Annotated in this window: 23 protein-coding genes; 6 read left to right on the top strand and 17 right to left on the bottom strand. The window is 61.5% G+C overall.

All coding sequences use genetic code 11. The features are described from left to right. Positions 1–64: 64 nt before the first annotated feature. The 4 genes from DYL59_RS22365 to DYL59_RS22350 form a co-directional block, all read right to left on the bottom strand. Positions 65–2245 carry a glycoside hydrolase gene (locus DYL59_RS22365; protein ID WP_135291131.1) on the bottom strand — a complete coding sequence of 727 codons (2181 nt, stop codon included), beginning with the start codon at positions 2243–2245 and terminating at the stop codon, positions 65–67. A 208-nt stretch (positions 2246–2453) separates the two neighbouring features. Beyond that, on the bottom strand, positions 2454–5519 hold the full coding sequence (locus DYL59_RS22360) for an efflux RND transporter permease subunit (RefSeq protein ID WP_135291130.1): 3066 nt from the start codon (positions 5517–5519) through the stop codon (positions 2454–2456). Then, positions 5516–6586, bottom strand: coding sequence for an efflux RND transporter periplasmic adaptor subunit (locus DYL59_RS22355; RefSeq protein ID WP_135291129.1), 1071 nt, complete (start codon positions 6584–6586; stop codon positions 5516–5518). Before DYL59_RS22355 ends, DYL59_RS22360 begins: the two co-directional genes overlap by 4 nt. Further along, on the bottom strand, positions 6583–7665 hold the full coding sequence (locus tag DYL59_RS22350; protein ID WP_135291128.1) for an efflux RND transporter periplasmic adaptor subunit: 1083 nt from the start codon (positions 7663–7665) through the stop codon (positions 6583–6585). Before DYL59_RS22350 ends, DYL59_RS22355 begins: the two co-directional genes overlap by 4 nt. Before the next feature lie 121 nt (positions 7666–7786). On the opposite strand from DYL59_RS22350, the gene DYL59_RS22345 reads away from it, so the two are divergent. Further along, the gene (locus tag DYL59_RS22345) at positions 7787–8947 is read left to right on the top strand and encodes an AAA family ATPase (protein WP_135291127.1); all 1161 of its coding nucleotides are present in this window, start codon (positions 7787–7789) and stop codon (positions 8945–8947) included. 117 nt (positions 8948–9064) lie between these two features. Here the strand turns inward: DYL59_RS22345 and DYL59_RS22340 are convergent, their stop codons facing one another. From DYL59_RS22340 to DYL59_RS22305, 8 genes are all read right to left on the bottom strand, one after another. Next, positions 9065–9919 (bottom strand): transporter substrate-binding domain-containing protein, encoded by an 855-nt coding sequence (locus tag DYL59_RS22340; RefSeq protein ID WP_135291126.1) that lies wholly within the window; start codon positions 9917–9919, stop codon positions 9065–9067. Continuing rightward, positions 9916–10692, bottom strand: a complete 777-nt coding sequence (locus DYL59_RS22335) for an amino acid ABC transporter ATP-binding protein (RefSeq protein WP_135291125.1) — start codon at positions 10690–10692, stop codon at positions 9916–9918. Before DYL59_RS22335 ends, DYL59_RS22340 begins: the two co-directional genes overlap by 4 nt. Then, positions 10689–11348 carry an amino acid ABC transporter permease gene (locus DYL59_RS22330; RefSeq protein WP_016975004.1) on the bottom strand — a complete coding sequence of 220 codons (660 nt, stop codon included), beginning with the start codon at positions 11346–11348 and terminating at the stop codon, positions 10689–10691. Before DYL59_RS22330 ends, DYL59_RS22335 begins: the two co-directional genes overlap by 4 nt. Further along, entirely contained in the window at positions 11329–11994 is a 666-nt protein-coding gene (locus DYL59_RS22325) for an amino acid ABC transporter permease (protein ID WP_003187615.1), read from the bottom strand. The genes DYL59_RS22330 and DYL59_RS22325 overlap by 20 nt, the downstream gene beginning before the upstream one ends. Positions 11995–12480: 486 nt before the next feature. After that, entirely contained in the window at positions 12481–13263 is a 783-nt protein-coding gene (locus DYL59_RS22320; RefSeq protein WP_135291124.1) for a MetQ/NlpA family ABC transporter substrate-binding protein, read from the bottom strand. A gap of 127 nt (positions 13264–13390) precedes the next feature. Continuing rightward, positions 13391–14317 (bottom strand): sigma 54-interacting transcriptional regulator, encoded by a 927-nt coding sequence (locus tag DYL59_RS22315; protein WP_135291123.1) that lies wholly within the window; start codon positions 14315–14317, stop codon positions 13391–13393. Between the two features lie 50 nt (positions 14318–14367). Beyond that, positions 14368–14949 (bottom strand): alpha/beta hydrolase, encoded by a 582-nt coding sequence (locus DYL59_RS22310; RefSeq protein ID WP_065899566.1) that lies wholly within the window; start codon positions 14947–14949, stop codon positions 14368–14370. Between the two features lie 243 nt (positions 14950–15192). Next, positions 15193–15441 (bottom strand): hypothetical protein, encoded by a 249-nt coding sequence (locus DYL59_RS22305; protein WP_135291122.1) that lies wholly within the window; start codon positions 15439–15441, stop codon positions 15193–15195. Between the two features lie 404 nt (positions 15442–15845). On the opposite strand from DYL59_RS22305, the gene DYL59_RS22300 reads away from it, so the two are divergent. Further along, positions 15846–16694 carry an EamA family transporter gene (locus DYL59_RS22300; protein ID WP_135291121.1) on the top strand — a complete coding sequence of 283 codons (849 nt, stop codon included), beginning with the start codon at positions 15846–15848 and terminating at the stop codon, positions 16692–16694. Further along, on the top strand, positions 16694–17641 hold the full coding sequence (locus DYL59_RS22295; protein ID WP_135291120.1) for a LysR substrate-binding domain-containing protein: 948 nt from the start codon (positions 16694–16696) through the stop codon (positions 17639–17641). Before DYL59_RS22300 ends, DYL59_RS22295 begins: the two co-directional genes overlap by 1 nt. Before the next feature lie 84 nt (positions 17642–17725). On the opposite strand, the gene DYL59_RS22290 is transcribed toward DYL59_RS22295, so the two are convergent. From DYL59_RS22290 to DYL59_RS22275, 4 genes are all read right to left on the bottom strand, one after another. Beyond that, positions 17726–18127 (bottom strand): ExbD/TolR family protein, encoded by a 402-nt coding sequence (locus DYL59_RS22290; RefSeq protein WP_135291119.1) that lies wholly within the window; start codon positions 18125–18127, stop codon positions 17726–17728. A 1-nt stretch (position 18128) separates the two neighbouring features. Then, positions 18129–18851: a MotA/TolQ/ExbB proton channel family protein gene (locus DYL59_RS22285; RefSeq protein WP_135291170.1), complete on the bottom strand. Its 723-nt coding sequence runs from the start codon at positions 18849–18851 to the stop codon at positions 18129–18131. 51 nt (positions 18852–18902) lie between these two features. Next, positions 18903–19715: an energy transducer TonB gene (locus tag DYL59_RS22280; RefSeq protein ID WP_135291118.1), complete on the bottom strand. Its 813-nt coding sequence runs from the start codon at positions 19713–19715 to the stop codon at positions 18903–18905. 240 nt (positions 19716–19955) lie between these two features. Continuing rightward, on the bottom strand, positions 19956–20807 hold the full coding sequence (locus DYL59_RS22275) for a LysR family transcriptional regulator (protein WP_135291117.1): 852 nt from the start codon (positions 20805–20807) through the stop codon (positions 19956–19958). Positions 20808–20912: 105 nt separating this feature from the next. On the opposite strand from DYL59_RS22275, the gene DYL59_RS22270 reads away from it, so the two are divergent. Next, complete coding sequence (locus tag DYL59_RS22270; protein WP_135291116.1) at positions 20913–21374, top strand: nucleoside deaminase; 462 nt, start codon at positions 20913–20915, stop codon at positions 21372–21374. Further along, positions 21361–22533, top strand: a complete 1173-nt coding sequence (locus DYL59_RS22265) for a CynX/NimT family MFS transporter (protein ID WP_135291115.1) — start codon at positions 21361–21363, stop codon at positions 22531–22533. The genes DYL59_RS22270 and DYL59_RS22265 overlap by 14 nt, the downstream gene beginning before the upstream one ends. On the opposite strand, the gene DYL59_RS22260 is transcribed toward DYL59_RS22265, so the two are convergent. Then, a complete protein-coding gene (locus DYL59_RS22260; RefSeq protein WP_135291114.1) occupies positions 22530–24878 on the bottom strand; it encodes a TonB-dependent receptor in 2349 nt (782 codons plus the stop codon). The two genes, DYL59_RS22265 and DYL59_RS22260, sit on opposite strands and share 4 nt — an antisense overlap. Before the next feature lie 155 nt (positions 24879–25033). On the opposite strand from DYL59_RS22260, the gene DYL59_RS22255 reads away from it, so the two are divergent. Beyond that, entirely contained in the window at positions 25034–25978 is a 945-nt protein-coding gene (locus DYL59_RS22255) for a LysR family transcriptional regulator (RefSeq protein ID WP_135291113.1), read from the top strand. Positions 25979–26014 lie beyond the last annotated feature (36 nt).

Raw genomic sequence — 26014 nt, 5'->3', positions numbered from 1 at the left:
TTCCAAAGTTGGAACTCGGTCAAATGTGGGAGCGGGCTTGCTCGCGAAGGTCTCAAAGGCACCGCTAATCGACCTGATACACCACAGGTTTCTCACCCACCACTAACGCTGTAATGCTGCTCGCGGCATAACCCTCTCTTGGGACCGCAGCAAAATTCGCCACCAACCGCGTCCCCTCCGCAAAGCGGGTTTCCTGCACCAACCGATCCGCCGTCAACCAGCGAAACCCGGTCATCGCCTGGGTGGCCAAACGCTGATGCAACGGCCGGAAAAACCGGTCCTGGCGCTTGATCACCGGCAACCGCTGCGTAATGGTTGCCGCACTCAGGTGATACAGCGGCGGCACGTTGTAGAGCAGTTGGGTCAATTCGTTCTGGGCCTGCACATTGCTCAGTTTCAGGCTGTCGAACAGCCAATGGTGGGTCGTGATGACCGAGCCATGAAACACCGCCTGATACAACGGCAAACGCATGCTCGGCTCGAAATGCACGGTGCGAAACGGCTCGTTCAACGGCACCGGTTTGAAGAACACTGCGGGCTGCTCCGGTGGGTACCAATTGCCGACGTAATAAGGCGACTGTTTGTTCTTCGTCATCGCGTGATCACCCCAACCGATCACCGGTGTCTGCATGCCATGGGCGAACAGGATGCCCTGGGCCGTGATGGCGTTGCCGTCCTCCGAGCCGGTGGGCAACTTGAGCACCGTGTTGAGCCAGCGGGACGCATCGATATTGCCCTCGGCATTCTGCGCCTGGGTCATCGTGGCGCCGTCGCGGTAGCTGTCGAAGACCATGCTGGTGGCGTAGGCATCGAGAAACCAGGCGTTGAAGCCGGCCTTGGCCTGGATCGCCTGCACCCGTGCTTCGAGCAAGGACCGTACACAGCGGGGGTCGGTGTAGTGCCCCGATTGCTGGAAACCCGTCTTGAGCTTGCCGCCCTTCAACACAATCGCGCAGTCGCGGTAGGCGTTGCTGCCCAGGTGGGCAGTGGTCCAGTCCGGGTTTTCCGTGGCCGACAGGGCGGTTTCATAAGAATCGTAGGGCGCCATGAGGAAACCGGCCTCGACCCCGGCGCGAATCGCCTCGGGGTGCCACAGGCCGCCTTCCCAGCCTTCCCCCAGGGTTACCAGCAGGCGTGCAAGATCAGCGTTGACCAGCGCCTGGATCGCCTTGCTGCCCCATGCCGCTGGCGCGTCACTGAGCGCCCCGGCAAACGCGACGGCCAGCTCGTTGCGAAGTTCGCCATAGCGGGCCGCGAGGCGCGTCATATCGGGCTCTTGCCCCTGCCAGCTCTGGCGTGCCTTCTGGTTGATCGCTGCGTTCAGGCCGCGCAACAGCACCGTCTGTTCATAGCGATCGGGTAGCGTGGTCTGCTTCAGCACCTGGGCGGCGTCCTTGTTCAACAAACCCCTGAGTTCATGGCCGCGCAGGCGCTTGAGCAGTAGCGGCCAATCACGCACATCCTGCACGGCCAGCAGGTCATTGCCCCATAGATAAACGTGGCTGGCGCCCAGCAATTTTTCGGCTTCGGGGGTTTGCCGCAGCTTGTCCGCCAGCGGTTCATAACGGCCCTGGGCCACGAGCCATTGGCGATAGCGCTTGGCACCGGCCAAGGGGTCGGCCTCCCCCAGGTGCAGCAGCAAGGTCATGGGGGCCGAGGGGTCGAGCGCGGTGAACTCATGAGCCACCGCCAGGGCCTGCCCCGCGCCCCAGCGCAGGCGATTGTTGAACGGGTTGGTCAGCAGCCAGTTCAAGGTGAAGCTGCCGTGGTCCGTACCCCATAGCGGCAGGCTGAGGTCCTGGGTGGTGTTGAGGTCGCCTTGGTCCTGCAAAAACTTATCCCAAAGTGCGTTGCCGGACGGCACGTAATGCCCTTCGGCCAACGGCCACATCAGGCCCTTGCCCAGGGCGCTGGCCGGTTGTTGGAGAATCGGCAGTTCGGCAGGCGCACGGGCGCGGAGGGTCAGCAGCAGGTCGCGTTGATCTAGGGTCGCGCTTACGCGAAAGGCACCGTCGTCCCATTGCCAATCGGCCTGCTGGGCGGTTTGCGAAAGCTGGCTGACAGCACGGGCCGCCACGCCGGTAGAGGCTTGCACCGGCGCTTCGCCAGTGGGTGTGACGCGAATGGCGAGGGTGGCGGGGTCGAGCTCGACACGCCACAGGGGGTTTTCCAGGACGGTAGCGGCACAGGCCAGGGGCGACACGAGGGTCATGCAGATCAGAAGAATATGACGGTGCCAGTTCATAGTGTTCGACCGGTTGGGGGTGAAGGTCGAGAGGGTAAAGCAGGCGGTGGCCTGAAGCGGGCCAACAAGACTATCAGGAGGTTTCCCACATAACTTGAGGAATTTGGAGATCCAAATGTGGGAGAGGGCTTGCTCCCGATAGCGGTGTGTCAGTCAGCTCATCTGATACTGAAACACCGCATTCGCGAGCAAGCCCGCTCCCACATTTTTAACCGCGTTTTTCCTGTTCGTCCGGCTTCGGCTCGCGGATCTTGTACCAGGCCACATACAGCGCCGGCAGGAACAACAGCGTCAGCAAGGTGGCAATAATGATCCCGCCAATCATCGCGTAGGCCATCGGCCCCCAGAACACTTCGCGGGCGATGGGGATCATGCCCAGGCTCGCCGCCGCCGCCGTCAGCAGGATGGGTCGGCGCCGGTGCTCAGTGGCCTCGACCACCGCATCCCACGGTGAATAACCGGCCACCTCGTACTCGTGGATCTGCGTCACCAGGATCACCGAGTTGCGGATGATGATGCCGATCAGCGCCAATATGCCCAGGATCGCCACAAAGCCCATGGGCGTACCTGTGGGGATCAACGCCAGTACCACGCCGATCAGGCCCAGGGGCGCGACACTCGCCACCAGGAACATCTTCTGCACGCTGTGCAACTGGATCATCAGGAAGGTCGCCATCAGGAACAGCATCAACGGCACCACACTGGCAATCGGGCCTTGGGCCTTGCCGCTTTCTTCCACAGTGCCGCCGGTGGCGACCTTGTAGCCCACCGGCAAATCGGCGTTGAATTTATCGATGGTCGGCGCCAGCTGCTTCACCAGATCCGTCGGCTGCATTTCATCGCGCACCGAGGCCTTAATGGTGATGGTGGGTTTGCGGTCGCGGCGCCACACCAGTGGCTGCTCCAACTCATAGCGCACGGTGGCGAAGGCCAGCAGCGGAATCGAGGTGCCGTTGGGCGTGACGATCTGCAGGTTCTGCAAGGTCTCCGGCGTGCCCCGCTCGGCGTCTTCGGCGCGGCCGACCACGTTGATCAGGTAGATATCGTCGTGCACCTGGGTCACCGAGGCGCCGCTGACCACGCTGTTCATCAACTGCGCCACGTCTTCGGACGACAGCCCCAATTGCCGCGCCTTGTCCTGGGCGATGTCCACTCGCAGCACTTTGCCCGGCTCGTTCCAGTCGTAGATGATCTCACCCAGGTGGGTGTTTTGATCAAGCAAGGTGGCCAGTTCAATGGCGTGCTTGCGCACCTGGTCAATGTCTTTGCCAGATACCCGATACTGGATCGGCCGCCCCACGGGCGGGCCCATTTCCAGCGGTTGTACAAAGCTGCCGATGCCGACGAAGTCATCGCGCAGGCGTTTTTGCAGGCGCTTGATCAACTCACCACGCTCTTCCAGGCCTTTGCTGACGATCACCAATTGCGCGTAGTAGGGGTTTTCCAGTTGCTGGTCCAGGGGCAGGTAGAAACGGATCGCGCCCTGGCCGATGTAGGTGCTCCAGCGGGCGATGTCCGGGTCGTCCTTGATGATCGCTTCCAGGCGGTCCACGGTTTTGCGCGTCTCATTGATCGAGGCGTTTTGCGGCAGGTTCAGGTCGACGAGGATTTCCGGGCGGTCCGATGACGGGAAGAACTGGTTCTGCACGAACTGCATGGAAAACACCGACGCCACGAACAGCGCCACGGTGATGCCAATGGCCCACCAACGGTTGCGCATGGCCCACAGCATGCCGCCATTGAACGCACGGCCAATCCGGCCAGGCTCCGCATCATGGGGTTTGACCTTGGCGCTGAGGATATGCACGCCAATCACCGGCGCAAACAGCACCGCCACCACCCACGACACCAGCATCGCCACGGCAATCACCGCGAACAGTGTGAAGGTGTACTCGCCCGCCGAGCTGGCGTTGAGGCCAATCGGCACAAAGCCTGCCACCGTCACCAAGGTCCCCGTAAGCATCGGGAATGCGGTGGAGGTATAGGCATAGGTCGCCGCCTGTTCCTTGGTTTCGCCTTTTTCCAGGCGCGTGATCATCATTTCCACGGTGATCATCGCGTCGTCCACCAGCAGGCCGAGGGCAATGATCAACGCGCCCAACGACACCCGCTGCATGGTGATGCCGCTGTATTCCATGAACACAAACACCAGCGCCAGCACCAACGGAATCGAGCACGCCACCACCAGCCCGGCACGCAGGCCGAGGCTGATAAAGCTCACCACCAATACGATGATTACCGCTTCGAACAGCGCACTGGTGAAGCCACCCACGGCCTCTTCCACCACCTCGGCCTGGTCGGACACCTTGTGCACGCCCACGCCCACCGGCAGGTCGGCGGTCAGCTCGTCCATACGTTCATGCAGGGCCTTGCCGAAGGCTTGGATATTGCCGCCCTTCTGCATGGCAATCGCCAAACCAATGGCCGGTGTGCCGTTGAACCGAAACATCGGCCGCGCCGGGTCGACGTAGCCACGGCTGATCTGGGCAATGTCTGCCAGGCGATAGAAACGGTCGTTGAGCCGCAGGTTCACGTTGGCCAGGTCTTTTTCCGAAGCGAACTGCCCTGAGGTGCGCACCGAAATCCGTTCCGGCCCAGCTTCGATCACCCCGGCGGGCGTCACGGCGTTCTGCGATTGCAGGCTTTGTACGACCTGGCGCTGGTCGATCCCCAACGCCGCCAGTTTGCGCGTGGAGAAGTTCAGGTAAATCACTTCGTCCTGCTGGCCGATCATCTCGACCTTGCCCAACCCCGGCACCGAACGGATCTCGGCGCGCACCTGCTCCACGTAGTCGCGCAGCTGGCGCATGGTCAGCCCATCGCCGGTAAAGGCATACACCGAGCCAAACACATCACCGAACTCATCGTTGAACGACGGCCCCTGCAAGCCCTGGGGGAAGCTGCCGCGAATATCGTCGATCTTCTTGTGCACCAGGTACCAGATATGGGGAATGTCCTTGGCGCTGGTGGTGTCCTTGAGGAACACGAACACGGTGGACTCACCGGGCCGGGTGTAGCTTTTCACGTAGTCGAGGGAGTCGAGTTCTTCGAGCTTTTTCTCGATGCGATCGGTGACCTGCTTGAGGGTTTCTTCCTGGGTCGCACCGGGCCAGCGGGTCTGGATAACCATGGTCTTGATGGTGAACGACGGGTCTTCCTCGCGCCCCAGGTTCATGTAGGAGAACACGCCCATCAGCAGCGCGACGAACATCAAGTACCAGACGAAGGACTGATGCTTGAGGGCCCAGTCGGATAGGTTGAAGCTGCCTTTCATCGCGGGCTGTCCTCGTCGATTTTGACTTTTTGCCCAGGTTTCAGGCTGTTCACGCCAGCGGTGACGATGCGTTCGCCGGGTTTGACTCCCGCGTTGAGCACTGCGCTGTGGGCGTCACGGCTGATCACCGTGACGTCACGCGGTTGCACGGTTTGGCTTTGGGTGTCGAGCAGCCAGATGCGGGTCTTGCCGTCCACCTCCTGCAAGGCGCTCAGGGGCAGTTCGATACGCGGCGCGATGGCGGTGCTCAGGGTTACGCTGATGGCCGTGCCAAGGCGGAACGCAGGCGGCGTCTCGGCCAGGGTCAAGCGGGCCCGACGGGTGCGCGTGGCGCTTTGGGCCTGGGGCTCGATCTCGCGCACGATGGCGGTGGTGTGCACGTTGGGGTCCAGCTGTGCGGCCACCAGGAACACCACGTCCGGCGGCAGGCGCTCGGCGAGGCCGGCGGGCAGGTCGATCACCGCTTCCTTGATGTCTGGGCGGGCCAGGGTCACCACTTGCTGACCGGCCGTCACCACTTGGCCGGCCTCGGCGTTCCAGGCGGTGACGATGCCTGGGTGGTCGGTGCGCAGTTCGGCGTAGTTGAGCTGGTCCTTGGCCTGGTTGACCGAAGCCTGGGCCTGGTCGAGGGAAGCCTGGGTGGTTTTCAGGTCGGTCTGGGCGATGTCCAGTTGGGCCTGTGCGCCCACGCCGCGGTTGAACAGTTCCTGCTGGCGGCGGGCGTTGGCCTGGGCGTTGATGAATTGCGCCTGCACCCTGGCCAGGTCGCCCTGGGCCGCGCGCAGTTGGTTTTGCTGATCGGTGGGGTCGAGCACGGCGAGCAAGGCGCCCTTCCCCACTTCGGCCCCTACATCCACAGCGCGGCGGGCAATACGGCCGGGCACACGGAAACCCAGGTTGCTTTCATAGCGGGCCTGGATGGTCCCGGCGAAGCGGCCAAGGGTTTCCTGGTCTTCGGCCTTCACTTGCATGGACAGCACCGGGCGTACGGGCTCGGGCGGCGCGTCCTCCTTGGAGCAGGCGGCCAGCAACAGGCTGGCGGCGAGTAATACCGTCAGGCGCTTCATGGCTGGGCTCCTTGCTGGGCAATCTCGACCAGCATGTCGGGGTGCAGCAATTGCCCACCGGCCACCACGACTTTTTCGCCGCCCTTGAGGCCATCGGCAATGATGACTTTGCCCGTGAGGTAGCGCGCCACGCTGACCTTGTGCAATTGCGCCTTGCCGTCGCCGTCGATCAGCCATACGGCAGGATCGTTGATGTCTTTGGTCAAGGCCGACCAGGGCAGTTCGATGCTGGGCTTGGCCGGGCCATTGGCCGTGGCGCTGACCACCGAACCCAGTTGCATGCCTTTGGGCAACGCCTGCAGGGCAATCTTGACCTGCACAGTGCCAGTGTTGGCCGCCACGGCGGGAGTCACTTCGCGGACCTTGCCCTGGGCCTTGATGCTGGGGTTGTCCAACAGGCTGACGGTGATCGGCGCCTCGGGCGGCGGCTCCACCAGCAGGGATTCATACACATTGAACACCGCATCGCGCTCGCCATCCTGGGCCAGGCTGAAAATCGGCACCGTGGCCTGCACCACCTGGCCCACTTCGGCCTGGCGCGCAGTGATCACACCCGGCGCATCGGCAATCAGTGCGGTGTAGCTCAGTTGCTCACGGGCATTGGCCAGTTGGGCCTGGGCGGCGGCCAACGCACTTTGGCTGCTGCGCAAGGCGGCTTGGGCCGCGTCGTACTCGCTGCGGCTGGTATAGCCCTTGGGCAGGAGTTTTTCCTGGCGCACAAACGCGGCAGCGGTCTGCTTGACCCGTGCCTGCTCGGCCACGACCTGGGCCTGGGCGGAATCGACGTTGGTCTGCAGATCCTTGGGATCGAGCTTGGCCAGCACTTGCTTGGCGGTGACGCGGTCGCCCACGTCCACCATGCGTTGGATGATCTTGCCACCCACGCGAAAGGACAGGTCGGTTTGCACACGGGCCTGGATATCCCCGGTCAGCGTGACCGCAGCGGCAAAGTCCGCCGACTGCACGGTCTGCACAAAGACCCGGGAATGCTGCTTGGGCTCAGCCTTTTCCTGGCCACAGCCGCTCAGCAGCGTCAGTAGGCCAAGTCCTAAAATACAGGTGGAAATACGACCGCCCATGCAGGCTCCTTTTGCGTGATGCCGACTTGCCAGTGTGTATGCGACTGTGAGCTTAGTTCAGGGTTCCTTATCTGCATGGAGGCTCCCATACTCCAATGGTTCCCAAGCTGAATGAATGCCCATGCTCAAGACCCTCGCGGTGGCCAATTACCGCTCGATCAATAAATTGGTAGTGCCCCTGGACCGCCTCAACCTGGTCACCGGCCCCAATGGCAGCGGCAAATCCAACCTGTATCGCGCCCTGCGCCTGCTGGCGGAAACTGCCCAGGGTGGGGTGATCAATGCGCTGGCCCGCGAGGGCGGGTTGGATTCAACCTTCTGGGCCGGGCCGCAAACCATCAGCCGCCGTATGCACAAGGGCGAGGTGCCGATTGAGTCCTCGGTACGCCAAGGGGTGAAACGCTTGCGCCTGGGTTTTGCCGGGGAGGATTTCAGCTACGCCATCTCGCTGGGCTTGCCCGAGCCGAGTTTGTCGTTTTTCTCCCTGGACCCGGAAGTGAAGAAAGAATGCATCTGGGCCGGGCACATTTACCGCCCGGCTAGTTTGCTGGTGCAACGTTCCGGACCGATGGTACGGGCGCGTGACGGGCGCAGCTGGGACGTGCTGGCCCAGCACACGCCGAATTACCACAGCCTGTTCGATCAGGTCGGCAGCCTGCGCGGCTCACCGGAAGTGTTGCTGCTGCGCGAAAGCATCCGAGGCTGGCGCTTTTATGATCACTTTCGCAGCGATGTGGATGCCCCCGTGCGCCAGCCGCAACTGGGCACGCGAACGCCGGTGTTGCATCACGATGGGCGCGATCTGGCGGCGGCATTGCAGACCATCCGCGAGATCGGCGACCCAGAGGCGTTGCAGCGGGCGGTGAGTGATGCGTTTCCCGGCGCACGGCTGAATATCGAGCCGTTGCAGGGCGGGCGCTTTGCGATCGAGTTTTATCAGGAGGGTTTGCTGCGACCGCTATCGGCAGCTGAGTTATCGGACGGCACCTTGCGCTACTTGCTGCTGATCGCCGCGCTGCTCACACCAAGACCACCGACCATGATGGTGCTGAACGAGCCGGAAACCAGTCTGCACCCGGACCTGCTGCCAGCGTTGGCGCGCTTGATCATCCAGGCGTCCCAGCAGTGCCAGGTGTGGGTGGTGTCCCATGCCAGCCGCTTGATTGCGGCGTTGCAGCAGGATGCGGGGTGTAATTCGATTGTGTTGGAGAAGGTGTTGGGGGAGACGCAGATTATGGGGCAGGGGATTTTGGATGCGCCGGCGTGGCATTGGCCGGAATAGGCGGTGACTGGGCGGGCCTCATCGGGGGCAAGCCCCCTCCCACACTGGATCGGGTTCACAGATGTCGATATGTGAATACAGTCAAATGTGGGAGGGGGCTTGCCCCCGATAGCGATATCAGCCCTGCCACTTCCCGCCTTCAACAATCACACTCTCAGGCTTGGTGTCATCGCTCAGCTCTTTACGCACGTACTGGTCATACAGTTTGAGCAGGAATTTCTCCTCACCCAACTTCGCCAACTCGGCATTCACCCAGTCACGCAGTTCGGTGTTGCCCTTCTTCACCGCCGGCGCAATCGGCGCTTCGTCACCGAGTTTTTCTTCCAGCACGCGGTAGCCCGGGTTCTGCTTGGCCCAGCTGAACAGCACCAGGTTGTCTTGGGCATAAGCATCACCACGACCGGCCGACAGCGCTTGCAGCGACTCGGAGTTTTTCTCGAACTTGAGCAGTTTCCAGTCCGGGTGGTTTTTGGTCAGCCAGATATCGGCGGTGGTGCCGGTGGTGACGATGGTGGTGCGGGTGGCCAGGTCGTCCAGGCTTTTGACTGCGCTGTCATTCGGCACCAGGGCCTGCACCGCGACTTTCAGGTTGGGGTTGGTGAAGTCCACCGCTTCCTTGCGCTCCGGGGTCACGGTCATGTTGGCGAGAATCAGGTCGACCTTGTCGCTTTGCAAAAACGGAATACGGCTGGCCGGCTCGACGGCGACGAACTCGACTTTGTTTTCATCGCCCAGCAGGTCCTTGGCGAATTGGCGGCCGATGTCGGTATCAAAACCCACATAGCGGCCGGCCTCGTTCACAAAACCGAACGGCGGCTTGTCGGTAAAGACGCCGACGATCAGCTTGTCGCGGGCCTTGATCTTGTCGAGGTAGCTCGCGGCAGCCGCCGCTGGCTTGGCAGGCTCTTCGACCTTTTTATCGCAGCCGGCCAGTACGGCGACGGCTAGCAGTGGCAGCAGTAACTTTTTCATAGCAGCTCCAGTTCCTTGGTTTTCTTGGGCAGTGTTGACACAAAGGAGAATTTCTCCAGGAACTGCTGCGCGCGTGCGGTTTGCGGGTTCGTAAAGAATTCTTCGGGGGTGTTCTGTTCGAGGATGCGACCGGCCTCCATAAACACCACGCGGTCGGCGACGGCGCGGGCGAAGGCCATTTCGTGGGTGACGATCAGCAGGGTCATGCCATCGCGGGCCAGGCCCTGGATCACTTCCAGCACTTCCTTGACCATTTCCGGGTCGAGGGCGGCGGTGACTTCGTCAAACAACATGACCTGGGGGTTCATGCACAACGAGCGCACGATGGCGATGCGTTGCTGCTGCCCACCCGAGAGTTGGCGTGGGAAGGCGTCGCGCTTGTCGGCAAGCCCTACGCGCTCCAGCAATTTTTCGGCTTGCTCGCGGGCTTCGCGAGGGTCGCGTTTTTGCACTTTCAGCGGGCCCAGCAGGATGTTGTCGAGCACGCTCATGTGCGGGAACAGGTGGTAACTCTGGAACACCATGCCGATGTCTTGGCGCACTTGGCGCCAGTCGGTTTTTTTGTCCAACAGCTCATTGCCAGCAAAGCGCAGGCTGCCGCTGTGGGCCACTTCCAAACCGTTGAGGCAACGCAGCAAGGTGCTTTTGCCGCAGCCGCTGGGGCCGAGGATCACCACCACTTCGCCGCTTTGCACCTTAAGGTCGATGCCCTTGAGCACCTGCTGTTCGCCGAAGAATTTGTTGAAACCCTGGAACTCGATCAATGCGCTCATGCTTGGGCCCAGCGCCGTTCCAGCACCTTGGAGGCGGCCGACAACGGGTAGCAGATAAAGAAGAAAAACAGGAACAGCACGCCGTAAATCAATACCGATTCGTAGGTGCGTTCGATGATTTGCTGGCCGACCTTGATCACATCCACCACACCGATCAGCACCGCCAGCGAGCTGGTCTTGATGATGCGCGTGTAGACGTTGATGGTCGGCGGCGTCATGCGCTTGAGCGCCTGGGGCAACAGCACGTAGCCGTACAGCTGCGGGTCGGAAAGGCCAATCGACAAGCCCGCCTCGCGCTGGCCACGGGGCAGCGAATGCAACGCGCCGCGTACCACTTCGCCCACTTCACTGGCGCCCCACAACGACAGCACCAGCACCGCGCACCAGAAGCTGGGGATGCTCAGGCCAAAGAAAATCGGCAGGCCAAAAAACAGCAGGTACAACCACACCAACACCGGAATCGCGCGGAACAGCTCCAGGTACACCCGCAGCACCGCGTTGATCAGCCGGTTATTCAAGGTGCGCAGCACGCCATACAACACGCCGCCAATGGTGCTGAAGGCGATGCTCAAAAATGAAATCGACAGGGTTTGCGCAGCGCCCTTGCCCAATTGGGGCAACGACACCCACAACAACTCAAGACCCGAACTGGCCATGCTGGAGCCTCCTTTCCAGGCGGCTGAGCAGCAGCGACAGGGGCAAGAACAGCAGCACGCAAATCAGCGTGAGCACGGCAAGCATTTCATAGGTTTTGTAGTACAGGGCGATGTAGCTCTTGGTGGTGTAGAGAATCTCCGGCACCGCCACGGCGGAGACCACGGTGGTTTCCTTGAGCAGGAAGATGAAATTGGCGAACAGCGCCGGCAGGCTGAGGATGCCGGCCTGGGGCAGGATCACATGGCGCAGCAGCTGCCAGTCCGACAGGCCGATGGACTTGCCCGACTCGATCTGCGCCAGCGGCACCGCTTCCACCCCGGCGCGCAACACTTCGGTGAGGTAGGCGCCGCCCAGGAAGGTCATGGTGATGATCGCCGCCCAGAAGCCAGAGATATTGAAGCCCAGGGCCGGCAGCGCGAAGTAGACGAAAAACAGTTGGATCAGCAGCGGCGTGTTGCGCGCCAGCTCCACGTACAGCGCCACCAGGCGCGACAGGTACGGCGTGCGGAACACCAGCAGTGCAGCGTTGATCAGCGCCACCAGCAAGGAGGTGGCAATGGCGATCAGGCCCACTTGCAGCGTCACCCCCACGGCTTTTAAAAACGCCGGCAAGGTGCTGAGGATAAATGCGAAATCGAAGGTCATCGGAGGTCCAAAACGCCGCAAGGGTAATGCGGCGTGCGCGGTTCGATCCGACGTGGGTAACGTCGGGTAGGGCGAACTTTAAGGGTATAAAAACGAAAATTTAAATACCCAAATAGCATATTGATATCACCCAAAAAGATAACCGCCGGATTCGCGGGTTTGCCGGGTGAGGGCTATGGTCTTGGGGTCTGTGATTCGAGGGAATGAATGATGAAAGAAGCGAAGCCGATGGATCCGCAGGAGTTGGTGAAGTGGTTGATGGCGTTGCGTAGGGCGATCAACACACGAGTTATGTGAGCCTACGCAGTTCAAATGTGGGAGCGGGCTTGCTCGCGAATGCGGCGTATCAGTCAGCACATCCGACACTGATACACCGCCTTCGCGAGCAAGCCCGCTCCCACAGTTTTGACCGCATTCCAACTATAAAAAACGCCGACGCTATACAAGCCGCCGGCGTTGAAACCTTGAAGGGGGTTTTGGGTTACATCAGAACGCTGGCACCACCGCGCCGCTGTATTTCTTCTCGATGAAAGCTTTGACTTCCGGGCTGGTCAGGGCCTTGGACAGCTTCTGGATAGCGTCGCTGTCCTTGTTGTCCGGGCGGGCCACCAGGAAGTTCACGTACGGCGAATCAGCGCTTTCCAGGATCAGCGCGTCTTTGGCTGGGTTCAGGCCAGCTTCCAGGGCGTAGTTGGTGTTGATCAGGTCCAGGTCAACCTGGTCCAGCACGCGCGGCAGCAGGGCCGATTCCAGCTCTTTGAATTTCAGGTGTTTGGGGTTGCTGGCGATGTCTTTCGGCGTGGCCAGGGCGTTGGTTGGATCTTTCAGGGTGATCACGCCAGCCTTTTGCAGCAGCAACAGGGCACGGCCGCTATTGGAGCCTTCGTTGGGGATGGCCACGGTGGCGCCGTCTTTCAGGTCTTCAATTTTCTTGATCTTTTTCGAGTAGCCGCCGAACGGTTCAACGTGCACGCCGACCACGGTCACCAGGTTGGTGCCTTTGCCCTTGTTGAAGTTTTCGAGGTACGGCAGGGTCTGGAAGTAGTTGGCGTCCAGGCGCTTTTCGGCCACTTGTACGTTGGGTTGTACGTAGTCGGTGAAGACTTTGATTTCCAGGTCCACGCCTTCTTTGGCCAGGGTTGGCTTGACCAGTTCGAGGATCTCCGCGTGCGGGATCGGGGTGGCGGCAACCACCAGCTTCTCGTTGGCCTGGGCCAGGCTTGCAGTCAGGGCAGCCGCCAGTGCGGTAAACAACAGAACCTTTTTCATGCAGTGTCCTTATCGGAATTCCGAGGGCGTCTGTGACGACCGTTTTTATAGAGTGTGCCAGCGAAATGCTATCGCGGCGTGGGAGTGACAATACCTAGATTTTTTATTCCCGAACAATATCTTTTATTCACGTTGATATTCCATTTTGCTCATGCAGGAATTTTCTTAATATTTCCTGCTCCGCCGGACTCGCGCTGTTGAAAATCCGCTGCACTTGCTCAAGCGGCGAGCCCGCCACCGGTAGGTTCAGATGCTCGGGCAAAATCTCGTCGCCACTGCTCACCAGCAACGCAAAGTGAATAACGTTTTCCAGCTCGCGGGTATTGCCCGGCCAGCTGTGGTGCTCCAGCACCTGCTGAGCGGCATCGCTGATCAGCGGCACCGGCAGGTCCAGGCGCTGACTGTAGATGCCCAGGAAATATTCGGCCAGGGACAGGATGTCGCCGACCCGCTCGCGCAGCGCGGGTAGCTCCAGCTGGCCTTCGCTCAGGTAATGGAACAGGCGCTCATGGAACTTGCCCGCCGCCACGGCCTGGGCCAGGTCGATGCTGGTGGCCGCCACCAGGCGCACATCCACCGGGCTTGGTTGGTGGGCTCCCACGCGGGTGACTTCGTGGTTCTCCAGGGCGGAGAGCAACTTGACCTGGATCGGCAGCGGCAAGTCGCCGATCTCATCCAGGTACAAGGTGCCGCCATTGGCCGAACCAAACCACCCTGCCCGGCTGCTGGCCGCACCACTGTGGCTGCCGGCGGCATAGCCGAACAGCTCGGCGTCGGCGTAAGTCGGGCTGATGGCGCCGCAGTTGACCGACACAAACAAGCCGCCGCGATCACTGCCCCGGTGAATGTGGCGCGCCAGCAGTTCTTTGCCGCTGCCGGTCTCGCCACGAATCAACACGGGCAAGGCACGGGGGGCGAGGCTTTCGAGGTCTTCGCGCAGTTGGCGCGAGCGCGGGTCGACGAACACCAAGGCCTTGGCGCGGATGCTCAGCGGGCTTTTATCGGCGTCGGGGAAGGTCAGCAGTGGCTGGCCGTAGGTTTCATGCAGACTCATGGCAGGCTCCCGCCCCAAATCCACTCAAGGGACGGGGCGTTGAAAAATGTTCAGGCAGTGCGCCGGGCGTGATGCTCAAGGCGGCTTTGCAGGCGATAAAGATAGGCGAAACCCTGCTCCCAGCGCTGGTGGCCGGACTTCACATTGATATGGCCGGCGCCCGACAAAATGCCGGCTTCGGCGCCCCAATTGCGCGCCAGTTCCAGGGCCCGTGGGGCGCTGACGGCGCTGTCGTTGTCGGAGCTCACCACCTGGCTGGGAAACGGCAGCAGGTCGGTCGGAATCGGTGCGAAGTTACGCAAGGCAGGTGAGCAGGCAGGTCGCTCCACATCGGCCGGAGCCACCAGCAAGGCACCCCGTACCTGACGCAGAAACTGCACCGGCGCTGTAGCCGCCCAATGGGCCACCGTGATGCAACCCAGGCTGTGGGCGATCAAAATCACCGGCGTGCTGTCGGCCGCGATAGCCTCGGCCAACGCTGCCACCCAGTCTTCGCGACGCGGTGTCAGCCAATCGGCCTGCTCCACACGGGCGCTGTTGGGCAGGCTGTTCTGCCAATGGGTTTGCCAATGATCTTCTGGCGATCCTTGCCAGCCCGGCACGATCAGGTAACGAATCGACTCGCTGTGCATGGGTGTGCCCTCCTGCAGCGTTTAACGTTGCTGAATAGTATAGGGACGAGGGTTATATTCGTTAAGGAATAAGAAGCTATTTATTAATAACCAAAAACTCAATCCTAGTGAAAATCAAAATGTGGGAGGGGGCTTGCTCCCGATAGCGGTCTATCAGCCAATACAACTGTGACTGAACCACCGCTATCGGGAGCAAGCCCCCTCCCACATTTATCGGATTTCACATTGGCATTGCAGTGGTTTTTAGACCGCGTGCTGGGTCCGAGGCAGGCACTCGATGGTGCGATCTACCACCGTCTTGGCCATTTCCAGCAAATGCCCCACCGCATGAATTTTCGCGCGGTCGTGCGGCGGCAGGTGCTCACAACAGTCCCACACCGTGGCCGAGGCGCTGTGGATCAGGTGAGCGATATAAAGTTGGGCGTCTTCGAAACTGAGATTTTCGTTGGCGACGAGGCAATCGAGGGGTGGATCGGGGAGTGCTTTGGTCATGGTGTAACTCCTATTGAAGACGGGAGCGACCACTAACGCTGCTAAACGATAGGTGGCAGCTGTACGCGGGTTAGCAGACTGGCCAATAGGAACACCAGCGCACCCGAGGGTGCCCCACGCACAGCCACCATAAAAGGAGATGTGAACCGTGTGCCTATTGAACTCAGGCTGCTAAACCCGATCACTGAAAACCAGCGACGGGCCGAAGACTAGCCATCCATTCCAACAGCCACAAGGCGGCGGGGATTGTCTCGGAAACGTCCTGCAATTTAAAGGGAGGTGACTTGCTGGCCCTTTACAAACCATGACGGTTTTTAACGGCAGCACTGACGAGCTTTCGCTTCTGACCCTGGCAGATGACTGCGTTAAATAGCCGCCTTCATTTCCCCGCCCGCCCGAGCCCCATGGACAACTCCGACATCGCCATCACCCTCGTTTTGATCTCCGCCTTCATGCACGCCACCTGGAACGCGGTCGTTCGGGCGGGGAGCAGTCGCTTCATGACCTTGGCGATGGTCGATGGTACGGCGCTGCTGATCTGCCTGGCGGCGTTGCCGCTGGTCAATGCGCCAAGCCCACAGGTGTGGGGCTATGTGCTGGTTTCCGTGGTGCTCAACACGGCCTATCGATTATTTCTGATCAAGGCGTATGAGACCGGCGACTTTGGGCAGGTCTACCCGGTCATGCGTGGGGTGCCGCCGGTTTTAGTCGCGCTGTTTTCCTGCTTTCTGCTGCATGAGCAGCTATCGCCCTACGCAATGGCAGGGGTGTTGCTGATCTGTGTCGGCATTATCAGCCTGACATTCGTGCGCAGGATGACCGCGCGTATGTTTAAACCGATCCTGATGGCGGTGTGTGCGGGTGCATTTATCGCGTCCTACACAGTGGTGGATGCCAAGGGTGTAAGAGCCAGCGAGACGGTGCTGCAATACATCCTCTATCTGACGGTATTCCAGAGCATTCCGATTCCGGCGCTGGCGGTTATCAAAAAGCATGTGGCCTTCGCAGAGGCCATTCGCAACCATTGGAAAGTCGGCGTCATGGGCGGCGTTTTTTACCTCACGTCCTACGGCCTGGTGCTGTTTGCGCTGTCGCTGGACGCTGTGGCTAAGGTCTCAGCGCTGCGCGAGACCAGTGTTATTATCGGCGCCATTATTGCCGCGCTGTTTTTTCACGAGCGGTTCGGCTGGCGGCGGATGCTTTCGGCGTTCGTCATTGTTTGCGGGATCATCCTGATCAAAGTGAGCACCTGATGGGCCAACGTCCGCCACCTATTCCCATGCTGCAAGCCTTTGTCAGTGCTGCACAGACGGGGAGTTCTGCCCGCGCCGCCTCCCAGTTGAACCTGACCGCCAGTGCGATAAGCCATCAAATTGCGGGGCTGGAAGAGTGGTGGGGCGTGCAGTTGTTCGAGCGCCACTCAAGGGGCGTGAATCTCACGGCAGCGGGGCACGCTTTGTTGCCGGTTGCAGATGGTTTTTTCAAAGAACTTGAGGCGGTGTTGAACACACTTAACCCGAGCAAGTCACAGCCGCTTTACCTCTCGTGCACCTCGTCTCTGTGTTCCTCCTGGCTTATCCCCAGAATGCATGGTTCCCATACCGACGCTTCATTCAACCTCGACCTGGTATTGACCAGTGCGGACATGAACAGCGCCAATCTCGGCGCTCATCAGTTCGATGTCGCTATTGTGATGGGGTACGGCGACTACCCGGATCATCATGCCGAACTGCTGATGCGCGATGCCGTATTCCCGGTTTGCTCACCAGAGTTTCAACGTATTAATGGCGATATTCCGCTGACGGATATCGCGCAGTATCCACTCATTCACCGTGTGGACGATCAGGTGTGTCCGGGATGGGAAAGCTGGTTTGCGTTTCAGGGCCTGGCGGCTGCGCCTTATCACCATGGGCCACGCTTTCCGGACTCCAGCCTGGCAATCAGCCTGGCGGTGAAGGGTGGCGGGATTGCACTGGCGAGGACAGCGTTGGTGTATGACCAGTTGGAAGATGGCGCGTTGGTCACACTCGGCGGGCCGGTGATGATGTCGCCGGCGGCGTACTACGTTATTTGTCGCAATGGACGGCAATCGGAACCTGATATCGCTCGACTGATTGACTGGCTTAAAGAGAACGCTGGAAAGTTTCAGCGAGAGGTTGAAATCCGGTATCCGCAAATCGCTGGGGTTGGCGCACTTTGAACCTCTGGTATTGCCCAAACGCAGGCAAAAAAAAGGCCGCACCCTGCCAAGGAGACGGCCAAAAATTTGTCGAGGCTTTTGCAATTAACGGGCGGTAATCACCGACAGCTTGGTAATCCCCGCGCGTTCGATCGACGCCATGGCTCGCGCCACTTCGCCGTAGTTCACTCCATCGTCAGCCTGCAGTTGCACCCGCACATCGGGGTCCTTGGCCTTGGCCGCCTGCAGGTTGAATTCCAGCAGGTCCGGCTGGATTTCGTCCTTGTTGATAAACAGTTTGCCGGCGCCGTCGATGCTCACCACCAGCGGGTCCTTTTGCTCAACCGGGGCCACAGACTCGGTCTTGGGCAGGTTGATCGGGATCGCATTGGTCAACAGTGGCGCGGTGACGATAAATACCACCAGCAGTACCAGCATCACGTCCACCAGGGGCGTGACGTTGATCTCGCTCAGTACCTCATCGCTGTCTTGCGTGGAGAAGGCCATCTCAGGACGCCTCCTTCACTTTTTGCGGGTTGCCGGCAGCGGCTTTGTTCAGTGTGGGGTGCAGCAGCACGCGGAACGAATTTTTCTGCGCCAGGCTGTAGAAGTCGTGGGCGAAGTCATCCAGGTCGGCGGCGGTCAGCTTGAGGCGACGCAGGAAGTAGTTGTAGACCAGCACCGCCGGTACGGCGACGGCGATACCTACGCCCGTGGCAACCAGTGCGGCACCAATGGGGCCGGCCACGGTTTCGAGGCTGGCGGAACCGGCGGCGCTGATGCCTTTGAGGGCTTCCATGATGCCCCACACGGTGCCGAACAGGCCGATGAACGGCGAGGTGCTACCGATACTGGCGACCACGGCCAGACCGGTTTCCAGGGAGCGGCGTTCACGTACGATCTGCTGGCGCAGGGCGCGTTCGAGGCGGTCCTGGTGGTTGATGGCCTGGCTCAGGTCGGCAGCGTGCGGAGCGTCGCCCACCTGGATCGCGGCGTAACCGGCCTGGGCCACGCGGGCAGCGGCGCCGGGTTGGGTTTCAGCCAGTTCGGCGGCAGAGTCGAGACTCGACGCCGCCCAGAACTGTTTGTGGAATTTGCGATCCTGCGCCTTGAGGCGACCGAACTGCACGCCCTTGAGCAGGGCCAAGCCCCAGGTGGCGACCGAAAAGACCACCAGCAGCCAGATCACCGCGCTTTCGATGGATTCAAGTGGAGATGCTAATGCCATGATGTTTTCCCTCTGTGCAGGTCGCGGCGTGTGCAACACACCGCAGCCGAATAGTTAGTGAATCTTGAAGTCGATCGGTACGCTGACCCAGCCGTCCTGGGCCACATCGCCCTGCTTGGCCGGTACGAAGCTCCAGCGCTTCACCGCGGCCAGTGCGGCGTCATCAAGTTGCTGGCGACCGCTGCTTTTCTGGACCTGGATCTCGCCCGGCTTGCCGCTGGCCAGCACATGCACCCTGAGCAACACCGTGCCTTCCCAACCCCGGCGCTGGGCCAGTGAGGGGTATTCGGGCGCCGGGTTCTTCAGGTACGCGGCATTGGCCGAAGCGGGTGTGACCGGGGCCGGCGCTGGTGGCGCGGGCGGCGCAGGCGGTGCCGGTTTGGGTGGCGCAGGCGGTTGCTCGACCGGCTTGGGTGCGGGCTCAGGCTTGGGCACCGGTTTTGGCACGGGCTTGGGCTTTGGAATCGGTTTTTTGGGCGCAGGTTTTGCGGCCAATTCATCCACCACCGGCGGCGGTGGCTCGACCACTGGCGGCGGCGGTGGTGGCGGCACAGGCGGTGGCGGTTCAACCACTGGCGGTGCCGGCTGGGAAAATTCGATGGTCATCGGCGGAATTTCCGGCGGCACAATCGGCAACACCGGGGTCGGCTTCTGGGCCACCCAATAAATCACCGCACCGTGCAGGGCCAACACCAGCAGACCCAGCAGAATCCCTTCGCGACGGCTAGAGAAACGCTTGGGGGTTTTCTGCGTTCGCAACTGCCCCAACGGCGCGCGGTGCGGCCGGCCAAGGTCGACCAACTCACCACTCGGTGCCTGGCGCCATTGCGCCTCTTGTGCACTGGCGGCGGTCTGGACATTGCCCATTGATTCACTCCCTACGGTTTTGAAACAAAAAAACCGACAGGCCTGCATGGAAGGCCGTCGAGGGCTGAATCATCGGGGCCAGACGCTTATCTCTTAAAGTAATCTTTAAAGTTATACATAGATCTAAATTGAATAAATGAAACATCCAGAAACGTCAAAGCCACGGTCTACGTGGCCTGCAGCCTGGCGGCTTTTTTTCAATGCCTTTGAGGCATACAAAATATTCACTAAAGGCATGGCTCAGTAGGGGTTGTTTGCGCACAAATCGAACAATTCACTCTGCAAACACTGCCCCGCCGCCCCCAAGCCACTGCGGGCATACAGTGCCAGGCGCACACCCTGCACCGCCGGCAAACCACTGTCTGCCCCCACCACCTGATGCCCGGCCTGCACCACACGCTGCGGCAACAAACTGATGCCCAGCCCTGCCGCCACGGCCGCACACACACTGGCCAGGCTCGCGCTGGAATAGCCGATGCGCCAGCGCCAACCGGCCACTTCCAGGTGCTGCAGCATTTCATTGCGGTACAACCCGCCCACCGGAAACGCCACCAACGGCAACGGGTCACGCCCCAGGGAGGGTGTGCTGCGGCTGTCGACCCAACACAGCGGTTCCGGCCAGGACGCCAGGCAGTCATCGCTGTCCCCCATCTGCTTGACCAGCAATACATCGAACTCACCGGCGCGGTATTGGCGTTGCAACTCGGGGCCCAGGCCGCTGGTGACCTCCAGCCGCACCCGCGGATAGGCCAGCACAAACGCCGACAACAACGGCATCAGGCGTTCGGACGCGAAGTCTTCCGGCACGCCCAGGCGCAACACGCCGTCGCTCTGCTGGTTGATCAACACATCGGCAGCCTCTTCATGCAGCGCCAGGATGCGCCGCGCATAGGCCAGCAAACGCTCGCCCTCGGTGGTGGCCACCACGCGGCGCTGGTCGCGGTCGAGCAACTGACACGCCACCGTCTCTTCCAGGCGACGGATCTGCTGGCTCACCGTGGACTGGGTCAGGTGCAGGCGCTCGGCGGCGCGGGTGAAGTTGCCGCAGTCCACCACCGCGACAAAGCTGCGTAACAACACGGGATCGAACATGGCGCTCACCATTGCGTTTGCCACTGGTTGGCATGGTTATATTTAATTTCAGAATACCTCGGCGGCTACGCATACTTCATCCCTCATCGTGCCCAGGAGGCTTGCATGACCCAGGATCAACAGCACCTGCAACGCGCCATCGCCCTGGCCCACACCAATGTCGCCCAAGGCGGGCGCCCGTTCGGCGCGGTGCTGACACGCCACGGTGAAGTGCTGGTGGAGGCCGTGAACGAAATCCACCTGACCCAGGACCCCACCGCCCACGCCGAACTGTTGGCCATACGCGCTGCGAGCCGACAGCTCGGCGCACGCCTGGAGGGCTGCGTGATCTATGCCAGCGGCCAACCCTGCCCGATGTGCCTGAGCGCCATGTACCTGTGCGGCGTGGAGCGAGTGGTGTTCGCGGCCAGTAATGCAATGGCCGAACCTTTCGGGCTCTCGACGGCCGCCATCGGTCAACAGGTCGGCTTGCCCCCAAGCGAACAACGCCTGCCGATCCAGCACCTGCCCGACGCCGCCATGACGGCCTTGTACCGCCAATGGAAAGCCCAGCATGACCCTCAATAAATCACTCGCCGGCTGGGGCCTGCTGGTGGTGCTGGGCCTGAACCTGCGGCCGATCCTCAGCTCCATCAGCCCACTGCTCGGCGAGATCCGCCTGGCCACCGGCCTGAGCTTCCAGAGCAGCGCATTGCTCACCAGCCTGCCGGTGATCTGCATGGGCCTGGTTGCCTTGGTGGGCGTACGGGTTGAGGCGCAACTGGGCGAACGACGCGGCATCGCCCTGGGTTTGATGATGATTTTGCTGGCGTGCCTGGCCCGCTGGCTGATGGGCCAGGGCTCGACACTGCTGGTCACCGCCTTGCTGGGGGGCGCGGGCGTGGCGCTGATCCAGGCGCTGGTGCCGGCGATGATCAAGCGCGAATTCCATCACCGCGTGCCGGTGGCGATGGGGGTGTATTCGGCTTCGTTGATGGCGGGCGGCGGGTTGGCGGCGTTACTCAGCCCGGTGGTGGCCACGCATTTGCAGCAATGGCAGGCGGGGTTGGGGGTGTGGTTGCTGCCCGCGTTGGGGGCCTTGCTGCTGTGGGCCTGGCTGCCATTGGGCGCAGCCAAAAGCGCGAAGGAAATTCCCGCGTTCAAGGGCCTGCGCAACCGCCGTGCGTGGTTGCTGGCGCTGTACTTTGGCTTGGTGAACTGCGGCTACATGAGCATGGTGGCGTGGTTGCCAGCGTTCTATCAGCAACTGGGTTGGGGCGTGTTGCCCAGCGGCTCATTGCTGGCGTTCATGACTATCTTCCAGGTGATTGCCGCGCTGTTGATGCCGGTACTGGCCCAACGCGGTATCGACCGGCGCCCACTGCTTGCCATCAGCCTGTTGGCGCAGACCGTGGGTTACCTCGGCCTGATCATCGCGCCGCTGCAATTCCCACACCTGTGGGTGGCGTTGTGTGGCTTCGGCTTGGGCGCCTGCTTTGCCCTGAGCCTGCTGCTGACCCTGGACCACCACCGCGACCCGCGGCAAGCCGGGCAACTGGCGGCCTTTGTGCAAGGCGTGGGTTTTTTGATCAATGCGGTATCGCCGTGGATGACCGGCTGGCTGCGCGAACTCACGGGCAGCTTTGTCAGCGCCTGGGTGGTGCTGACGGTCACGGCCGTGGCGATGCTGGTGGTGACGCGGGTATTCAGCCCGGCCACCTATCGCACCGCCGCAGTGCCCGCTTAGAAGTCGTAGCGCCCGGTTACGCCCAGGGTGCGCGGCGTGCCCAACAGGCCTTCGTAGCCGCCGTTGCCGCCGGTCCACAAGGTGGTGTAGTAGGTTTTGTCGAAGGCGTTTTTAAGCCACAACGACACGTCCCACTGCCCTTGCTGGTAGTTGCCACGCAGGCCGGTAGACAAGTTGACCACCGCGTACGCCGGGATCTGCCCGTAGTCGGAGTCTTCCACCGTACCCACCGCCTTGGAGCGGAACGCATAGCTGGCGGTGACGTAGGGCTCAAAGCCGTTATCCAGGTTCCACTTGTACTCGCCGTTGGCGTTGGCGATCCACTTCGAGGCGCCCACCACCTGGTGGCCGGTCAGGTCGCAAGAGGCCGGTGCACCAGGGCGCAGGCTGACTTCCGGCGGGCACGGCGCATCTTTGTAAGACAGATAACTCACATCGTTGAACGAGCCATTCACGTTCAGCGTCAGGCCCTTGATCGGCACCAGGGTGCTCTCCACTTCCACACCCCGTGAGCGCACGGAACCGGCGTTGGTCAGGTATTGCACACGGTTGCTCTGGTCGTAGGCGTTGGTCTGGTAGCCGTTGACCTGGGTCCAGAACAGGTTGGCATTGAGTTGCAGGCGCCGGTCCCACAGCGTGCTCTTGAAGCCCAGTTCAGCGTTGTTGGCGCGCTCGGTGCCCACCAGCAGCGAGTCTGCCCCAGCCGTCGGCGCGGAACCGACCGCCAGGTTGACGCCGCCGGACTTCTCGCCGTGGGACAAGGTGGCGTAGCCCAGCAGGTTGTCGTTGAAGCGATAGCTGAGGTTCAGCAGGCCCGAAGGGCTGGTGCTGTATTGGTTGAGATCGCCGGAGTCATAGGCTCCAGCGCGTCCATTACGGCCCGCGGCGGCCGCACCCGTGACGGCGGCACCGCCCAATGGCGCATTGCGGGTCACCCAGGCGCTTTTCTCTTCGTAGGTGCCGCGCACGCCCGCAGTGAAGTCCAGGCGCTCGGTGAGGTGCCAGGTGCCTTGGGCGAACAGCGCAAAACTGTCGGTGCGGATATGCCCGTTGCCAATGCTGGTGACGTTGGCCAGAGCGCCCGTGGCGGTGCCGTTCCAAATATCGGCCTGGGGCCCGTAATAGGAGAACGATTTGTTGTCCAGGGAGTTGCCGAAGTAATAGGCGCCCAGTACGTAATCGAAGAACCCGCCGGTTGGCGAGGCCAGGCGGAACTCCTGGGACCACTGCTTATCTTCCACCGACACACCGGCGTTGTATGACGCTGGCACGTTCAGGCCGTCGTCGTTGCGCGGGGTGAAGTTCCAGAAGCGGTAGGAGCTGACCGAGGTCAGGGTGAAGTCGCTCGGCAAGGTCCAGTTGGCCTCCAGGGACGTGCCGCCCTGGAACACGGTAACGTGCTGGTCGTTATCCAGGTTGACCTTGCGGTGGGTGCCGTCCACCAGCGTTGCCCCGGCGGCAGCGGCGCGGGACTCGTAAAGGTTGGTGCCGTTGATGGTCGGCCCCGTGCTGTAGAGCACGCGGGTGCCGGCGCTGGAGTCTTCTTCGTTGTAATCGCCGATCCAGCGCAGGTTGAAGCTGTCGCTCGGCTTGTACAGCAGTTGCCCGCGAAAGCCCTGGCGTGAGCCACCGTTGAGGTCATGGCCGTCGTGTTCGTTCTTGATGTCACCGTCGCTGCGCGTGCGGTACGCCGAAAAGCGCCCTGCCAGGTCGTCGGTGAGCGGGCCAGAGATCGTGCCCTTGGTCTGGAAGTACCCGTCCTCGCCCAACGAGGTTTCGATGCTGCGCTCCGGGGTAAAACTGGGCGCACGGGTGCTGATGTTGATCACCCCGGCCGTGGTGTTCTTGCCGAACAGGGTGCCTTGGGGGCCGCGCAGCACTTCAAGCTGCTCGATGTCCATCAGGTCGAACACCGCCATCCCCGGCCGGCCCAGATAAACGTTGTCGATATACAGCCCCACACTGCCTTCCAGGCCGTCGCTGGCCGGGTTGTTGCCCAGGCCGCGAATCGACACGCTGGACTGGCGGGCATGCATGTAGGCCACGTTGACGCTGGGCACCAGTTGCTGCAAATCCTGAATCCGATAGACCCGCTGGCTCTCCAGCGCCTGGCCGCCGATCACGCTCATGGGCGTGGGTACGTCCTGAGCGCTTTCGGTGCGGCGGCGCGCGGTCACCGTGACGGTTTCCAGTTGGCCGCTGGCGCTCTCGCCTTCTGGTTTGGGCGCCGTCGTATCGGCCGCGTAGCTGGGCGACCAACTGGCGCTGCCAGCCAGCAACAAGGCCAAAGGCAAGCGTTTAAGCCTCCAGGGAGAGCAAGGTACAGCGGGCGTCAACAGACTCATAAGCGGCTCCGGAACCAGGAAATATCCACCAACCCATATTCCCTTAGGTTATTTATTTATGTTTTTACGAACATTTACTGCATAAGAGATAGCCTTTATAAGGAGTCGACCTAATGCATAGCCAATGCATTTCCCCGATATTTTTGATGTGAAAAATGCATATCGATTTGCGCCAGCTTCGCCACTTCATTGCCCTCGCCGAACAACGCAGTTTTGTAGCCGCAGCGTTGGCCGTGAACCTGTCGCAATCGGCGTTCAGCCGTAGCATCCAGGCCCTGGAGCATGCCGCCGGTTGCCAGTTGGTAGACCGTGGCCGCAAGGACCTGGCGCCGACCAAGCAAGGCCAGGTATTGCTCGAACACGCTCGGCGCCTGGTCAGCGGCGCCCAGCAACTGGCCAACGAGATCAGCCAATTCAACGGGTTGGAGGCCGGCGAGCTGCGCTTTGGTTGCGGGCCGGCGCCAGCGGCTGGGTTGATCCCCAAGGCCATCGGCAGCTTTATCGGGCGTTACCCCAAGGCACGGGTGCAGTTCCAGGTGGATGACTGGCAAACCTTGAGCAAGCGCCTACTCAGCGAAGAGTTCGAATTTTTCGTCGCCGACACCCGCCACTTCGAGGCCAACCCGGACTACCACACCCACCGCCTGCGCCCACGTCGCTGGGACTTTTGCTGCCGCGCCGCCCACCCGCTGGCAGGCCGCGACAGCGTGAGCGCCGCCGAGCTGATGAGCTACCCACTGGCCGTGACCATCCGCCCGCCCAACCTGCGCAAGGTCATCGTCGACCTCAGCGGCCGCCCCGATTACCTGCCCAACGTGGAATGCGAAAACGGCTACAGCCTGATGGGCGTGGTGCTGCGTTCGGACGCCATCGGCATCGTCAGCGCCAACAGCGATGTGCTGCACATGGCCCGGGGTGATTTGGTGTGCTTGAAGATCGACGGCCTGGCCGAGGATTTGGAGGAGCGGTATACGCGTTATGGGATCGTCAGCCGGGCGGGGTATCGGTTGTCACCGTTGGCGGAGGCGATGATCGAGCAGATCAAGCAGATCGATGAGGTGGAGGAAGACGTGTGTGCCTTGGAGAATGTTGCCGTCTGAACTGGCGCTATCGGGGCCAAGCCCCTCCCACAGGGG

This window comes from Pseudomonas kairouanensis (genome assembly GCF_004682055.1).
Classification (GTDB): domain Bacteria; phylum Pseudomonadota; class Gammaproteobacteria; order Pseudomonadales; family Pseudomonadaceae; genus Aquipseudomonas; species Aquipseudomonas kairouanensis.
Note: the sequence above shows the minus strand (reverse complement) of the source record. Positions and strands in the feature narration are given on the sequence as shown.